The organism is Streptomyces pilosus (assembly GCF_014649835.1).
GTDB classification, from domain to species: Bacteria; Actinomycetota; Actinomycetes; order Streptomycetales; family Streptomycetaceae; genus Streptomyces; species Streptomyces pilosus.
The window spans coordinates 1-14,351 of the sequence record NZ_BMTU01000014.1 but is presented as its reverse complement, the minus strand read 5'-3'; the positions used below and the strand labels follow the sequence as shown (position 1 = coordinate 14,351).

Genomic DNA, 14,351 nt, shown 5'->3' with positions numbered 1-14,351 from the left:
TTCTTCGTGAGGCCGGCGGGCATGCGGCCGGCCTCGGATGCGTGTGCACGGCGTCGGGTACCCGCGATGTCCGGGGTGAAAGGTCCCTCCTCCCGCGACCCTGCGCGAACCGCCTCCCGCGCGGAGCGCTGTGCCGTGGCGTGGTCCGCCGGGCGGTGGGACGCTGGAAGTGGTGCTGTGGGCCGCTTCCCGATCTCGCCCGGAGGGATGGTCATGGCCAAGCGTCTGGTCGTCTGCTGCGACGGCACATGGAACTTCGCGGATCAGCCGAGCAAGACCAACGTCGCCAAGGTGGCTCTGTCCGTGCGCCCGGGAACCGCCGGCGGGAAGGAGCAGCGCGTCCACTACCACAGTGGCGTCGGCACCCGTCAGTGGGAGCGGCTGCGCGGCGGGGCCTTCGGAGTGGGGCTGTCCCGGAACGTCGTGGACACCTACCGGTTCCTGGTGGAGACGTACGAGCCCGACGACGAGTTGTTCCTCTTCGGCTTCAGCCGCGGTGCGTTCACCGCTCGCAGTCTGGCGGGACTGGTGCGCAACAGCGGCATCCTGCGCAGGGACCACGCCCACCGGATCCCGGAGGCCTGGGCCCTGTACCGGGACCGGATCGAGCAACCGAACGGCGCGGCGGCCACGTTGTTCCGCCGTTCGTACGCCAGGGACGCGGAGATCGCCTTCGTCGGGGTGTGGGACACGGTGGGCGCCCTGGGCATCCCGGTGCCCGACGCGACGTGGGCGCGTCCGGCGGTGGACCGGTTCAACCGCCGGTGGGCGTTCCACAACACCGAGCTGAGCAGCTGGGTCAGGGCGGCCTTCCACGCGCTGGCCGTCGACGAGCAGCGGTCGGCGTTCCGGCCCGCCCTGTGGCACCAGCTTCCGGGTGCCGCCGCGCGGGGCCAGGAGCTCAAGCAGGTGTGGTTCGCCGGTGTCCACTGCGACGTCGGCGGCGGCTACCAGGAGACGGGGCTGTCCGACATCGCCCTGCTGTGGATGGTCGATCAGGCCCGCAGGCACGGGCTGGAGTTCGACGACGAGGTGCTGGGCACGGAGGGGCCGGAGGTGATGAGGCCTCAGGAGAGTGGCGCGTTCCGCGTACGGCCGGACGCCGCGGGCGTCCTCCACACGTCGCGGGCGGGCATGTACCGACTGGCCGAACCGCTGCACCGGCCGCTCGGGGAGGCGGTCGACGGCAACGGCGACCCCGACGGCAACGAGTTCCTGGCCGTGCCGGCCAAGGAGCGCCACGACCGCGACGCGGAGTACCGGCCGGCGCAGCTGGAACGCTACCTGGCCCGGCAGGACCGGGTCCGGCTGGAGCCCGTCCTGCTTCCGGGCCTCTCCGCGGGACTGCCGCCGCTGCCTGCGGCGCCGTCCGGGAAGGGAGCGCCGGCCGACGCCCGCAGGCGTCACGGCGCGAGGTGACGCGCCGGCCCGGCGGGCTCCGTGTGCCGGGGCCGCATATTCCTTTGCGCGGCCTTCTCGCGGCGTGGTTGGCTCACGTCCATGACCTGGTTGCCCCCTGATTTCGTCCACCCGCCGCACGTCGGCATCCCCGACGGTGGAGGCCACCGGCTGCGGCCGATCAGTGGCGCGGACGCGCCGTTGGACTATCCGGCGGTGATGGGTTCGCGGGAGCGGCTGTGGTCGGTCTTCGGCCCCGCCTGGGCCTGGCCCCCGGCGACGATGTCGTACGAGGCGAACCTCGCCGATCTGGAGCGGCACGCGGCGGAGATCGAGGCCCACGAGTCCTTCAACTACACGATCGAGACCGCGGACCGCTCGGCCCTGCGCGGGTGTGTCTACATCGACCCTCCGGAGAAGGAGGGCGCCGACGCCGAGATCTCGTGGTGGGTGGTGGACGACGAGGTGGGCGGCCCGCTCGAGCGGGCTCTGGCCGCGTTCGTACCGCACTGGATCGCCGAGGACTGGCCCTTCGAGCGGCCGCGCTTCATCGGCCGGGACCTCTCCTGGGACGAGTGGCTGAAGCTGCCCGACCTTCCCTGAGCGGGAGTCCGTACACCCCCGGGCCGGCCCGGGTGTCGCGGCCCGGACGCGGGGCACGGGGCCACGCCCCTCATGCCCGGGCCGGGGCTGCCGGGCGGAGGGGGAACAGGACGAGCGGGGTCGCCAGCAGGAGCAGGCCCGCCAAAACGAGGGCCGGGCGAGGGCCGAACAAGCCTGCACGGGCCGAGCGGTACCGCCGCGGCCGCGCCCACGGCGGCTCCCGCGCCGGCGAGGGCGGCGACCTGGGCCGGACCCGCGTGCAGCACCTGGATGGCGATCAGGGGGAACCCGCCGAAGGCGAGCCACGCGCCCAGGGCGCTCGTGCCGTGCGCCGCCCAGAGCCACGCGAACTGCCGCTCCGGCCCTTGCCCGTCGCTCATGTGCGGCGTCCCCTCGGCCCTCGTCCGTCCGGCCCTTCTGCGACCGGAGCCATCCAACCCCCACCCGGCCGCGAGCGGGCGGGCGGGCGGGGGCGGGGGCGGGTCGCGGGAGCGGGGCGGGCGGGGGTCAGTGGCCGGACACGACTCCCGAGAGTTCGTTGGTGCTCTTGGGCAGGGTCACCGAGGCGACCTTCTCACCGGACTCGATGTCGACGGCGTGCAGCTTCCGCTTGCCGGGTTCCGAGACGTACGCGGTGTGGTCGCGGACGAACAGGGTGGGCCGGGGCTGCTGCCAGTCGAGGGGCTCCTGCCAGGCGCCGACGACACCGATCTTCTTCTCGACCTTGCCCGTCTCCGGGTCGATGACGTGGAGGGTGCCGTCGGTGCCGAGGACGAGTGCCTCACCGTGGGGACCGCGCCCGAGGGAGCGGAAGGAGTAGCTGGTGCCCAGGTCGACCAGGCGCAGCTTCGCCGTCTCGGTGTCGATGAGGGAGACGCGGGTGGGGCGTTCCAGTTCGGCGTCCGGATCGCTCTTGTAGTCGCCCAGCAGGACCGGCGACTCCTCGCTGCCGGCCTGGTTGCCGATGCGGCCGTAGTCGTCGGGTGCGTCGATCTTGGTGAACTCGCCGTCCTTGTAGAGGAGGACACCGTCCTCGCAGCCGACGGCGACGGCCTCGCCACGGGCGGCGGCCTCACCGTGCACGCCGGGGCACTTCTCGTTGCGGGTGATCTCCTTGTCGTTCTTGTCCAGGACGAGTGCGCCGGTGCGCTTCTCCTCGGTGCCCAGGGTGGTGAGGAGTTCGCCGTTGCTCAGTTCGAGGGCGACGCCGTGGTGGGCTTCGGCGGTGGTGTAGGTGCGGCCGGCCGGCTTGGTGCCGCGGCTCAGGGCGGCGGGGTCGAAGACGTTGACCTCGCCGGTGCCGTCGGTGAACAGGGTCGTCCTCCCGGCGTGACGGACGACGTGACCGGGTTTGGCGCCCTGGTAGGTGATGTCGGTGAGGGACTGCCCGGTGGCGTCGAGGACCCGGAAACCGCTGTCGGTGGAGACGATGACGTGGTCGTCGTCCCCGGCGGGGTTGACCCGGTTGAATCCCGGCAGCTCGATGGTTCCGGCGAGTTCGAGGCTGGTGCCGTCCAGGATGTACAGGCCGCCGTCGAAGGTGGCGACCAGCGGGTCCTTGACCGGGGCGGCGGGGGTGGCGCGCGGGCTGCCCTTCGCCGCCTTCGCGTCGGTGGAGGCACCGTCCCCTCCCCCGCAGGCGGTCAGGACGGCGGACACCGCCAGGGTGAGGGCGGTGGCGGTGACGACCCTGCTGCGTATCGGACTGTTCACTGTGGGTGATCCTCTCGGTGCGTGCGTACTGCGTACGTGGGTGGGTGGGGTCGGGCGGCCGGTCGTGCCGGTGGGGGCGTGCCGGCCCCGTTCAGCGGCCGGTGAGGCCGTCGGTCATCGCGGTAGTGTTGGCGCGCATCATCCGCAGGTAGGTGTCGGCGCCCTCACCCCGCGCGGTGAGGGATTCCGAGAACAGCGGGACGACCTCGACGCGGCCCCCGAGTTCGTCGCGCAGCACCTCGGCCAGGCGGGTGGGCTGGGAGGAGTCGGCGAACACCGTGCGCACTCCGGCCTCGCGCACCGCTTCGGTGAGCGAGCGCAGGTCGGAGGAGCTGGGGGAGGCCAGGGTGGTGCCGCTGGGGACGACCGCGCCGATCACCCGGAAGCCGAAGCGGTGGGCGAGGTAGCCGAAGACGTGGTGGTTGGTGACCAGGGCACGCCCGTCCTCGGGTATGCGGTCGAAGGACTTCTCCATCCACGCGGTGAGGGCCGCGAGTTGCCCGTCGTAGCGGGCGGCGTTGCGGCGCACCGTCTTCTCGTCCGCGCCGTCGACGTGCTCGACGACGGCGTCGGCGATGAGTCCGGCGGCTGTGCGCATGCGGTCCGGGTCGGTCCAGAAGTGCGGGTCCGGCTGCCCGGCCTCCTCCTCGGGGCCCCCGTCGGCGGGGGCCCGGAAGGTGAGCGGGTCGACGGCCCTGCCGACCTCGAGGGTGGTGACCCCGGCCTCGCCGGCCGCCGCCACGTGCCGCAGGACGTTCTCCTCCAGGCCCAGCCCGTTGAAGACCACCAGGTCGGCGTTCTCGAGTCCGGCGGCCTGGACGGCCGACAGGCCGAAGGAGTGCGGGTCGGCACCGGGCTGCATCAGCACGGTGACGTCGGCCTGGTCCCCGACAATCTCCCGGGTGACGTCGCCGAGAATGTTGGTCGTCACCACCACGTCGGGCCGGTCGTCGCCGCCGGTGCAGGCCGTGGCCGTACCGGCGCAGGCGAGGGCGACCAGGGCCCACAGCAGGCGGCGCAGGCGCACGGCGGTGCGCTTCCGTGTCGTCATCGTCCGGTCTCCACCATCAGCCGCGGTTCCAGGTCCAGGTCGAAGGTGCGGGCGACGCGCAGCCCGTCGTTGTAGTCGATCTCGTACACGCGTCTGCCGGCGGGGTCGTTGAGGTAGGCACGGCTGCGGTCGACCTCGAGCACGGGTCCGCTCGCGCCGTTGTCCGCCGCTCGTCGCGGGGCCAGGAGTCGTTCGGTGCGGGCGGTGCGCGCGCCGGTGGCGACGTCGTAGCCGTGCAGGGTGCCGTCGGTCTCCAGGACGAGCAGCGGCGCGCCCTCGCCCGCGGTGTTGGCGGCGACCACGGGTCCGGTCTCCACCCGCCTCCAGGTGCGGTCCGTGACGTCCAGTACCCACACGGCACGGTCCCCGGCCGGCGCGGTGAGGGTGTCGCTCCCTGCCCGGTGCCGGAAGGACACGGCCCGTTCCCGGGCGGGCACGTCACGGCCGTAGGGGATCCGCTCGGCGGTGAACCGGCCGTCGTCCTCGCGGACCAGCAGGGCCCCGTCGGCGCAGCCGAAGACGACACCGCGCCGGGTGACCGCGTCTCCCGCCGGGTCCTCGCAGGTGACGCGCAGGGACACGGAGCGCCCGCCGGCACGGTCGAGGACCACGGCCTCGGGAGCACTCGTGCCGTCACCGGCGAGGGTCAGCAGGTGTTCCGCGTACGGCACCACCGGCGCGGCGTACGTCCCGGGTAGCGTGCGGGGGGTCCCGACGCCGCCCTTCTCCAGGTCGGCCCGGGCGTGGAGGACGGCCCGGCCGTCCTCGCCCGTCACGGCGGTCAGGGCGGTGTCGCTGCGGACCCGCGCGCCGGCGCCGGCGGACATGCGGCCGACGTCGCGTATCGCGGCGCGGTAGTAGTGCACGTGATCGCCGTGGTCCACCATCCAGGCGCCGCCGTCGAGCACATGGGTGCCGTCGGCGGCGTGGAAGTAGCCGAACCGGCCGTCCGTGGTGAGCCGCGCGGTGCCCGGCCTCAAGGCGGTCCGGTGCGTCTTCCCGGTGATCAGGTCCAGTACCCGGGTCTGTCCGGTCCCCGGATCGCTGAGCAGCAGCCGGGACTGCTGCTCGGCGGACTCCTGTGCTCCCGCGACGTACCCGTGCGGCGTGGCGGACGCCGTGGTCGCGGCAGGCGGGCCGTCGTCGTTCCCCGCGCATCCGGCGGTGGTCAACAGGGCCAGGGCCACGAGCACGGCCGGGGTTCTGGCAGTGGGGTTCCTGCGGAGGGACAAGTTCATCGCCTCAGGTCCTTCTCAGTCGGTCGTCGCCGGACGGGCGCCGGGCGTGCGTACGGGGCGGTGGAGGAGGCCGGACACCAGGTGGGACAGGAAGAACTGGCATACGGCGAGGAAGGAGACCGTCGCCCCGGCGGCCGTGCCCAGGTGCCAGGAGAGGAGCAGGCCGGAGAACGTGGCGGTCACGCCGAGCAGCGCGGCCAGCGCCATCACGCCGCGCACGCTCCGCGCCCACGGCAGCGCGGCCGCCGGCGGGGCGATGAGCAGTCCGAGCACCAGGAGCGTGCCGACGATGTGGAACGACGCCACGATGGCCAGCGCCAGCAGTCCGAGCAGGACGGCGTGGGCCAGGCGGGGGCGCAGGCCCAGCGTGTGGGCCTTGCGCGCGTCGAACGCCAGGGCGGTGAAGGCCCGATGGCCGAGCACCGACACGGTCAGGGCGAGTACCAGCGCGCCGCCGAGCAGCATCAGGTCCGTCGCGCGGACGGCCAGGACGTCGCCGAAGAGGAAGCCGGTCAGATCGACGGCGAAGGACTGCGAGCGGGAGACGAGGACGACGCCGAGCGACAGCATGCCCACGAAGAGCAGGCCGATGGCGGTGTCCTGGGACAGGCGCGGTGTGCGGCCGAGCACGGTGACTCCGGCGGTGATGACGGCCGCGCTCAACAGCGCCCCCAGCAGCAGGTTGCCGCCCAGCAGCGCGGCCAGGGCGACCCCGGGCAGCAGTCCGTGGGACATGGCGTCACCGAGGAACGCCATCCCTCGGAGCACCACCCAGGTGCCCGCCAGGGCACAGATCGCCGACACCAGAATCCCGCCCCACAGGGCCCGTTGCACGAAGGCCGCCTCGAAAGGGCCTGTCAACCACTCCATGGTCGCACACACTACAATGACAATCATGTTCAATAAACCGCGCCCCTCCCCCGCCGCCATGGACCCGGGAACGGCGGTCCGTGCGACCGGGCTGTCCGCGGGCTACGCCGGCCATCCGGTGCTCCACCAACTGAACTTCGACATACCGGCGTTGGCGGTCACCGCGCTCGTCGGCCCGAACGGCAGCGGGAAGTCCACCCTGCTCGGCGCCCTGGCCGGTGTGATCCGGCCCACGGCAGGCGCGCTGCACCGGGCCGGCAACCGGCCGCCGGCGTTCGTGCCGCAGCGCGGGGCGGTCGGCGACGCCCTGCCGCTGACGGTCCGGCAGACCGTGGAGATGGGCCGCTGGAGCGACCGCGGCCCCTGGCGCCGGCTGACCCGGCGGGACCGCGCCGCGGTGGACACGGCCATGGACCGCCTGGGCGTCACCGGCCTTGCCACGCGTCAGCTGGGCGAACTGTCGGGCGGGCAGAGGCAGCGCGTCCTCATCGCCCAGGGGCTCGCCCAGGAGTCGGAGCTTGTCCTCCTCGACGAGCCGACCACGGGTCTGGACCCCGGAGCCAGGGAGCGCACGGCGGCGTTGCTGGCCGGCCTGGCCGCCGACGGCGTGACCGTCGTGCACGCCACGCACGACCTGGAGTCCGCGCGCTCGGCCGACTTCTGCATCGCGCTTCGCGAGGGGCGGCTGGCGGGAAACGGGCGCCCGGAGCGGGTACTGACGCCCTCGACGCTCGCCGGGCTCGGGCAGCCCGCCTGAGCCCCGGCCCGCCTCACCCGGCTCGGGCGGTCCGTCTGAGCCCCGGTTCGCCTAGCCGGGGCCGTGGGCGGGACGGTCAGGCGGGGGCGGCCTCGACGGGCACGCGCGCGCCGGCGAGCCTGAGCAGTCCGGCACCCCGGGCGTGCGCGGCGACGAGCAGGCGGCCCGCGGTCACGTCGCGGGGCGGGGTGACCCTGTGGCGCACGACGGCCGACGCACCGGCCGCGAGCGTCGCGGGAACCGTGCCGGTCCGGTCGACCGTCCAGCCGGACGGGGCGGTCAGTGCGGCGGCGAGGCCGTCGAGCGGGCCGCCGCTGTCGTTCCGCAGGGTGACGACGACATCGGCCGGGCCGCCCCGGACGAAGGTGGCGCCCGGAGGGGGCGGGGTGACGGTGGCGGTCAGCGCGGGGGGCGCGCCGGCCGCCGGGTCGGTGACACCGGGACGGCCATGGGGCGTGCGGCCGGTCATGCGGCGCAGGAACACCGGGTCGTCCCGGTCGACGACCGCTATGTCGTACCAGCCGTGGCGCGCCGTGCGCAGGGGCACGGTGCGGGACGCTCCGGGCCGCAGGGTGACGGCCAGCACCCGGTCGCGGGGACCAGCGGAGTACACCGACTCGCCGACGAGCAGCCTCCGGGTGGTGGAGGTCGGGTTGGAGCACACGATCCTCAGGTGCCCGGCGGCGGGGCCGGCCGCCAGATGGGCCTCGGCGCCGGTGCCGGTACCGCGCAGCTCCCACAGGGACCAGCCGGGGCCGTGCACCTGGAGGTCGTAGCCGTCGTCGCCGCGCGCGACCGTGTGGGCCGCTCTCCCGTGCGCGGGGACGGTCCAGGTGTGCGGGGAGGATCCGTCCCCGGGGTAGGCGGTGAAGCAGGCGCCGGTGGCTCCGTCGTTGGCAAGCCGGAGACGCACGCCGGTGCGGGTGAGGCCGGGCCGCAGGGACAGGCGGTACGGGGACGGGCGGGTGCGGCGGGTGCCGGGCTCCTGTCCGGGCAGCGACTGCTCCCTCGGCGGTGCGGGGTTCCAGCGGCCGACCGGCGCGGGTACGGGGCCGGGCCGCTCGACCTCGGGCCGCCGGTGGGTGCGGTGGAAGTCGAAGGCACCGGTGATGTCGCCGAACACGCTGCGGCGCCAGGCACTGATGTGGGGCTCCCGGACGCCGGTCCACCGCTCCAGGAACCGGATGACCGAGGTGTGGTCGAACGCCTCGGAGGTGACGAAGCCGCCCACCGTCCAGGGCGACACGATCGTCATCGGCACGCGCGGACCGGGCCCCACCGGACGACCTCCGTACCAGTCGTCGTCGTTGCCGGACGCGGGGCGCGGCGCGACCGGTGCCGGCACGTGGTCGAAGTAGCCGTCGTTCTCGTCGAAGGTGATGAACAGGACCGTCTTCGACCAGGTCTTCGGGTCGCCGGCTACGGCGTCGAGCAGGTCGTGGACCAGGCGGGCGCTGCCGGCCGGGGTGGAGGTGCTGGGATGCTCGGAGAGTGCCGCCGTCGGGACGATCCAGCTGACCTGCGGCAGGGTGCCGTTGTCGATGTCGGAGCGGATACGGCGGACGAGGGTGTCCGGTTCGGAGCGGTGGGCGCCGCGCAGGAAGAGCCGGCGTTCGGCAGCGGTGAGGGCGTCGACGCCCCGCTGGAACTCGGCCAGTTCGGCCGTGCGCTGCTCGGGCGTCTTGCGCAGCAGGCTGTCGTAGAACTGCTCGGTGGTGGCGTACCGGGCGGTGACGTGCGCGAGGATCTTGCGGCCGATCTCCTTCCAGGGCCGGAAGTACTCCACCGCGTTGTCGGTGAAGTTGTCCCACTCCTGGTAAATCTGCCAGGAGACACCGGCTGCCTCCAGGCGTTCGGGGTACGTCGTCCAGGTGTAGCCGGGGTGGTCATGGGCGTAGGCGGCGTTGGTGACGGCCCGCCCGCCCCCGCCCGGTTCATGGCCGGTGGTGCCGGTCCACAGGTAGTTGCGGTTGGGGTTGGTCGAGCCGTACACCGAGCAGAAGTAGGAGTCGCAGAGGGTGAAGCGGTCGGCCAGTTCGTACTGGAGCGGGATGTCCGCGCGGTCGTAGAAGGCCATGGTGCTCGGTGTCTTGGCGGCGACCCAGTCGTTCCACCAGCCGTCCGAACGGGCCTGGGTGGCGTCGTCGAAGCCGTGCGCGAGGGCACCGAGGTACTGGATGTCGCTCTCCGGGCGGCCCACGTCCACCGCCGCGCGCCGCGCCGAGAACGGCAGTACCGCACCGCCGCCGGGCCGCGGCTGCTCGAAGACCCCGGTCCCCGACGGGAGACGCAGGGACGTGCGGTCGGCGAACCCGCGCACTCCCCTCAGTGTGCCGAAGTAGTGGTCGAATGAGCGGTTCTCCTGCATCAGGACGATCACGTGCTCCACGGCGCGCAGTCCGCCGCGCGGCATCGGTGCGGCCATCGCCCGGTGCAGCGACGGGGGCAGGAAGGAGAGCGCGGCCCCACCGGTGAGGGTGCCGAGGACCGTACGGCGGGAGACATCGGACATGCGGGGGACGCTACGGCCGTCCGTCCCCGCCGCATAACCCCGCGGGACGGGTTTTCGCCGGCCGTTCACCGGACGGCACCGGCCGTTCCGCGGGGCGACCGCTGGGGGGCGGGTGGTGTCAGCGGCGTCCGGTGGCGCAGAGCTGCTGGTCGATCAGGGTGTTCACGGCCCGCATGGTGCCCAGGTCGGGGGCGGAGCCGTCCCCGGTCGCCTCCACGACGACCACGTGGCGGCCGTCCTCGCTGACGCCGTCACGGGTCATGTAGCCGGGGATGTCCCCGGCGTGGCCGTAGTAGCCGCCGCCACAGGTGAGGTCGACCCGCATGAGGCCGAGGCCGTAGCGCGCCCCGGGCCAGACGTCGTCCAGTTCCGCGGCCCGTACGGTCCGCTTCATCTCGGCCAGTTGGGCGGGACCGAGCAGCCTGCCCTTCATCAGCGCCGAGTAGAACCTGGTGAGGTCACCGGTGGTGCTGATCATGCCGCCGGCCGCGCCGGCACCGCTCGGGTTGAACAGGGTGACGTCGATCGGTGTGCTCCCGCCGAACGCCGAGTAGCCCTTCATGTGCCGGCCCGGGATGCCGGGGTGGGTGACGGGCGCGTAGGTGTCACGCAGGCCCAGGGGGCGGATGACGCGACGGGTCACCTCGTGCTGCCAACTGCGTCCGGTCGTCCGCTCGATGATCATGCCGGCGAGGGTGTAGTTGGTGTTGGAGTACTCCCACCTGGTGCCGGGGGCGGAGTTCGGCGCGTGCCGCATCGCCAGGGCCACGAGCCGGGTGTCCGTCCAGGTGTCGAAGCGTCCCGCGCGGAAGGCCGCGGCGTCGGAGAGCACGGGGAAGTCCGCGGTGTAGTTGAACAGGCCGCTGGTGTGGTTCAGCAGCTGCCGGACGGTGATGCGGCTGCCGTCGTTGCCGTTGCCGGACACCACTCCGGGCAACAGGTCCTCGACCGTGTCGTCCAGTGACAGGCGTCCCTCACCGGCCAGTTGCAGCACGACCGTGGACACGAACGTCTTGGTGGCGCTGGCGATGCGGAACTTGTCGTCGGGGTGTGGCGCGCGCCCCGTCCTCCGGTCGGAGACACCGGCGGTGGCGTGGCGGACGCCCTGCGGCGAGGTCGACCGGGCGAGCACGCCCACGGTGCCCGTCCGCTGGACGGCGTCGGCCTGCTGCCGCAGGGTGTCGGTGGCCGGCCCGGTCGCGGTCGTGGCCGCGCCGGCCGCCGGTGTCATCAGGCCGAGACCGGCGAGCGCGGTGGCCAGGGCGGTGGTCACGAGGCGGTGGAAGAGAGGACCGCGGGGGTGGGTCCTGGTGGCTGTGGACATGGTCGTCCGGCTCCTTGGAGGTCGGTGGCACACCGTCGGTCCGGTGTGCTCCCAACGTAGGAAGGAGCCCCGTACGGCACGATGGGGCAGGCGGGCCGGTCGGGGGTACAGCCTGCGCCACCCTGCCCCGGGCGGTCGCTAGTGGGGGAAGGTACGCGGGGGCCGGGTCACCGTGTCCTCGCGGAACTCCGCGATGCGGGAGTGGACCTGGCGCATCAGGTGGGTGTCCTCGATGCGGTCCAGGTAGAGACAGCGAGCGGCCAGACCCGGCAGGTCGAAGGCGAAGTACAGGGACATCAGCGGGTTCACGAACAACTCGCTGCCGCGGGTGCGGTCGGTGAAGCGGACGTCGCCGAACGAGCCGCGCACGGCTGCCGCGACGGAGCCGTTCACGATGCTGGGACGGTCCGGGGTGTGCTGCTGCGCGTGCGCCACGGCGTCGAGGTACAGCGCGCCTTCGCGGGTGGCGCGCGACAGCGAGAACGCGCCGAGGTAGGCGCCGTCGCGTTCCAGGGCGGCGATGTTCTCCAGTACCTGTACGTGGTTGACGCCGTGGTGGGCGTCCACTCCGAACCCGACCGACACCACGAGGCGGTGGGGTATGTCGTCCAGCCCGGCGAGGGCCGCCACACTGACGAGGTCCTCCTCCGGTGTGCCGAGGCCCGCTTCGTCCCCGCGCAGCAGGATGTCCGTGCCGCCGTCGACCAGGACCACGGCGTCGATGCCGTGCAGGTCGGTCAGTGCCCGGTATGCCGCACGCAGCGGGCGCACGCCGGTCTGCGGGAAGGCGTACACGGTCGACGGGTAGCCGAGTCGCCGCAGCCACTGGGCGAGGGTCCGCTCGGGGAAGTAGCTCTGGTGCGGGGCCGACCGGGGCGTGACGACGGCCAGGTCGTCGGCGGCCCAGTCCTCGGCGGGCAGTCCGGCCAGTGCGCTGAAGGACAGGTTCGCCAGGTGCACCTCCTTGCCCTGGTGCAGGAGGGAGAGCGCCAGCGGCAGCCCTGAATAGATGTCGAAGCCGCCGCCGGCGCCCGCCACGAGGATGCGACCGGAGCCGGCGAGCCGGTCGAAGAGCGGGTTGGTGTGGAGAGACGTCACGGCGTCATTGTCCTGCACGATCCGCGGCCGGACCGCCGTGTCCGCCCGGGCCCGCGGGAGCGGTGCCACGCGGGGCGCGAGGGTCAGAACGGCAGCTTGCCACGCGCCCGGCGGCCCGCCGAGCCGCTGCGGGAGACCGCGCGCGAGCTGGACCGGAAGGGCTTGCTGAACAGGCGGCCGAGCGGGCCCGGAGCCTTGGAGCCGGCCCGGGAGCCGACGCCGAGGGTCCGCTGCGTGCCGTTCTGGGGGTGTCGCGAGAACCGCGGGAGGAGGAAGGCGAGGACAGCGATGACCACGCAGACAGCGATGATGCCGACGACCATCATGGGGGTCTCCTGGTGAAGTCGGGGTGCCGTATCGGCACGTTCGTGTGGCACCTCGTTCCCCGTTCTTCCGGGAGCACGCGTCCGCGCCGCCGACTGCTTGGGCGGCGCCCGGTCCGGCGGCTCACCTCACGCCCGCCCGCTCCCGGCGGCGAGCGCCGAGCGCATGTGGCGGAGGCGGTCCAGCGAGCGCCTGCGCATCCACAGGACCCACACGCAGAGACCGGCCACCCCAAGCGCGGTGACCAGCGGAAGGACCAGCGTCCCGGTCACGATGCCGAGGACGAGCACGGCCACCGCGACGAAGCCCATGGCCGCGAACCAGTAGGGCATCCACCGGCGGGCCCCTTCCATCTGGCGCAGCTGCACGTCGACCAGGCGGCGCATCGCCTCCCGTTTCCCGGGTTCCGCGGGAACCTCACGGTGGCGGACCCCCCGGTTGAGGCGGGCGATCTCGCCGGGGTCGGCACCCACCGCACGAGCGAGCCGGCGGCGCTGCAGAGCGAGGAACGTGACGGCGACGGCGCCGTAGAGCCCGCCGTGGAGGAACCACGAGACAGGTGGCTCGTCCCTGCGGAGCAGGGCTCCCATGGCGACGCCCACGACGAGGAGCAGGATCGCTTGCGCGGTCAGACTGCGGTCGAGCCAACGCTTGAAGGCGCCCATGGCGCGTACCCCCTGGAGGATGGACAACTCACCTGTGTCCACCCCGGATACCCCGCGCCGCGCACTTCACCGACGGTCCGTCAGGTCAGGCCGAGGCCTCGACGGCGGTCTTGATGCGTCGGGCGAAGGCGGGGGCGTCCTTGCGTGCGGCGCTGCCTGCGAGGGGAAGCAGCGCCTTGCCCAGGCCGTGCCCTTCGAGGACGTTGAAGAGCCGTACCCGGGTGCCGCCGTCGGCGGTGGGTTCGAGGTCGTAGCCGCCCTCGCCGGCGGTGACGGAGTTGTGTGACACCTCGTGCCAGCGGATGCGGTGGGGCGCGGACAGCTCGCTGATCTCGAAGTCCCGCCGGGAGCGCATGCCGGCGTCCTTGACCGTGCTGTGGAAGACCGTTCCCACCCGGGTGTCGCCGTCGGGGCTCTTGTCGATCCTCAGCACCCGGGGACTGAACTCCGGGTCGTGGCGGCCGTCGGCGAGGTAGGCGAAGACGTTCTCGATGGGCCGGTCGATGTCGACGACGACCTCGAACTGGGTGCTCATGCTCTCTCCCTGGGTGAGCGGGCCGAGCCGCGGCGCCCTGGGAGGGCGGAGGTGATGGGGGTCCGGGCGGGAGGGCGCGGCCCAAGGTGCTCCCTCCACCCTAACCGGACGAGTGTGTTCCGGTCAGGTCGTGCGCGCTCCCCCATCACCTTCGGTCACTTATGTGTCACGGTACGGGACCGCGGCGGGCGTCAGGGCAGGGTCCATTTCTGGTTGGGTCCGGTGTGGCAGGTCCACAGGTGGACCGGCGTCCCGTCGTTCCA

At 73.1% G+C, this 14,351-nt stretch carries 13 protein-coding genes and 1 pseudogene; 3 read left to right on the top strand and 11 right to left on the bottom strand.

What is annotated here, in order from left to right; all coding sequences use genetic code 11:
* The first annotated feature begins 213 nt into the window (after positions 1–213).
* Complete coding sequence (locus IE118_RS34525) at positions 214–1,419, top strand: T6SS phospholipase effector Tle1-like catalytic domain-containing protein (protein ID WP_189560774.1); 1,206 nt, start codon at positions 214–216, stop codon at positions 1,417–1,419.
* 81 nt (positions 1,420–1,500) lie between these two features.
* Positions 1,501–2,001 (top strand): GNAT family N-acetyltransferase, encoded by a 501-nt coding sequence (locus IE118_RS27530; RefSeq protein ID WP_189560773.1) that lies wholly within the window; start codon positions 1,501–1,503, stop codon positions 1,999–2,001.
* Between the two features lie 179 nt (positions 2,002–2,180).
* On the opposite strand, the pseudogene IE118_RS34165 reads toward IE118_RS27530, so the two are convergent.
* From IE118_RS34165 to aztB, 5 genes and pseudogenes are all read right to left on the bottom strand, one after another.
* A pseudogene (locus IE118_RS34165) lies at positions 2,181–2,381 on the bottom strand (MFS transporter); the annotation flags it as partial.
* 127 nt (positions 2,382–2,508) lie between these two features.
* Positions 2,509–3,714: a zinc metallochaperone AztD gene (aztD, locus tag IE118_RS27525; RefSeq protein WP_189560772.1), complete on the bottom strand. Its 1,206-nt coding sequence runs from the start codon at positions 3,712–3,714 to the stop codon at positions 2,509–2,511.
* 91 nt (positions 3,715–3,805) lie between these two features.
* Positions 3,806–4,765 carry a zinc ABC transporter substrate-binding protein AztC gene (gene aztC / locus IE118_RS27520; protein ID WP_189560771.1) on the bottom strand — a complete coding sequence of 320 codons (960 nt, stop codon included), beginning with the start codon at positions 4,763–4,765 and terminating at the stop codon, positions 3,806–3,808.
* On the bottom strand, positions 4,762–6,003 hold the full coding sequence (locus IE118_RS27515) for a hypothetical protein (protein ID WP_189560770.1): 1,242 nt from the start codon (positions 6,001–6,003) through the stop codon (positions 4,762–4,764). The genes aztC and IE118_RS27515 overlap by 4 nt, the downstream gene beginning before the upstream one ends.
* A gap of 15 nt (positions 6,004–6,018) precedes the next feature.
* Positions 6,019–6,873 (bottom strand): zinc ABC transporter permease AztB, encoded by an 855-nt coding sequence (gene aztB, locus IE118_RS27510; protein ID WP_189560769.1) that lies wholly within the window; start codon positions 6,871–6,873, stop codon positions 6,019–6,021.
* 16 nt (positions 6,874–6,889) lie between these two features.
* Here aztB and aztA point away from each other — a divergent pair, with 16 nt between their 5' ends.
* Positions 6,890–7,630, top strand: a complete 741-nt coding sequence (gene aztA / locus IE118_RS27505) for a zinc ABC transporter ATP-binding protein AztA (RefSeq protein WP_189560768.1) — start codon at positions 6,890–6,892, stop codon at positions 7,628–7,630.
* Positions 7,631–7,706: 76 nt separating this feature from the next.
* On the opposite strand, the gene IE118_RS27500 is transcribed toward aztA, so the two are convergent.
* The 6 genes from IE118_RS27500 to IE118_RS27475 all read right to left on the bottom strand — a co-directional run bounded on the left by IE118_RS27500 (position 7,707) and on the right by IE118_RS27475 (position 14,088).
* Positions 7,707–10,142 carry a phosphocholine-specific phospholipase C gene (locus tag IE118_RS27500; RefSeq protein ID WP_189560767.1) on the bottom strand — a complete coding sequence of 812 codons (2,436 nt, stop codon included), beginning with the start codon at positions 10,140–10,142 and terminating at the stop codon, positions 7,707–7,709.
* A 118-nt stretch (positions 10,143–10,260) separates the two neighbouring features.
* Positions 10,261–11,466: a serine hydrolase domain-containing protein gene (locus IE118_RS27495; protein WP_189560766.1), complete on the bottom strand. Its 1,206-nt coding sequence runs from the start codon at positions 11,464–11,466 to the stop codon at positions 10,261–10,263.
* A 138-nt stretch (positions 11,467–11,604) separates the two neighbouring features.
* Entirely contained in the window at positions 11,605–12,564 is a 960-nt protein-coding gene (locus IE118_RS27490; protein ID WP_189560765.1) for a DUF1152 domain-containing protein, read from the bottom strand.
* A gap of 83 nt (positions 12,565–12,647) precedes the next feature.
* Positions 12,648–12,890, bottom strand: a complete 243-nt coding sequence (locus tag IE118_RS27485; RefSeq protein WP_189560764.1) for a DUF6411 family protein — start codon at positions 12,888–12,890, stop codon at positions 12,648–12,650.
* A 126-nt stretch (positions 12,891–13,016) separates the two neighbouring features.
* The gene (locus IE118_RS27480) at positions 13,017–13,580 is read right to left on the bottom strand and encodes a hypothetical protein (protein WP_306430375.1); all 564 of its coding nucleotides are present in this window, start codon (positions 13,578–13,580) and stop codon (positions 13,017–13,019) included.
* Between the two features lie 58 nt (positions 13,581–13,638).
* Entirely contained in the window at positions 13,639–14,088 is a 450-nt protein-coding gene (locus IE118_RS27475) for an SRPBCC family protein (protein WP_189560763.1), read from the bottom strand.
* Positions 14,089–14,351 lie beyond the last annotated feature (263 nt).

Excerpts from the sequence above, each read along its gene's own strand:
- IE118_RS27515 (WP_189560770.1), bottom strand. The coding sequence starts at position 6,003 with ATGAACTTGTCCCTCCGCAGGAACCCCACTGCCAGAACCCCGGCCGTG.
- IE118_RS27485 (WP_189560764.1), bottom strand. The coding sequence starts at position 12,890 with ATGATGGTCGTCGGCATCATCGCTGTCTGCGTGGTCATCGCTGTCCTC.
- aztB (WP_189560769.1), bottom strand. The coding sequence starts at position 6,873 with ATGGAGTGGTTGACAGGCCCTTTCGAGGCGGCCTTCGTGCAACGGGCC.
- IE118_RS34525 (WP_189560774.1), top strand. The coding sequence starts at position 214 with ATGGCCAAGCGTCTGGTCGTCTGCTGCGACGGCACATGGAACTTCGCG.
- IE118_RS27495 (WP_189560766.1), bottom strand. The coding sequence starts at position 11,466 with ATGTCCACAGCCACCAGGACCCACCCCCGCGGTCCTCTCTTCCACCGC.
- aztA (WP_189560768.1), top strand. The coding sequence starts at position 6,890 with ATGACAATCATGTTCAATAAACCGCGCCCCTCCCCCGCCGCCATGGAC.
- aztC (WP_189560771.1), bottom strand. The coding sequence starts at position 4,765 with ATGACGACACGGAAGCGCACCGCCGTGCGCCTGCGCCGCCTGCTGTGG.
- IE118_RS27475 (WP_189560763.1), bottom strand. The coding sequence starts at position 14,088 with ATGAGCACCCAGTTCGAGGTCGTCGTCGACATCGACCGGCCCATCGAG.
- IE118_RS27500 (WP_189560767.1), bottom strand. The coding sequence starts at position 10,142 with ATGTCCGATGTCTCCCGCCGTACGGTCCTCGGCACCCTCACCGGTGGG.
- IE118_RS27530 (WP_189560773.1), top strand. The coding sequence starts at position 1,501 with ATGACCTGGTTGCCCCCTGATTTCGTCCACCCGCCGCACGTCGGCATC.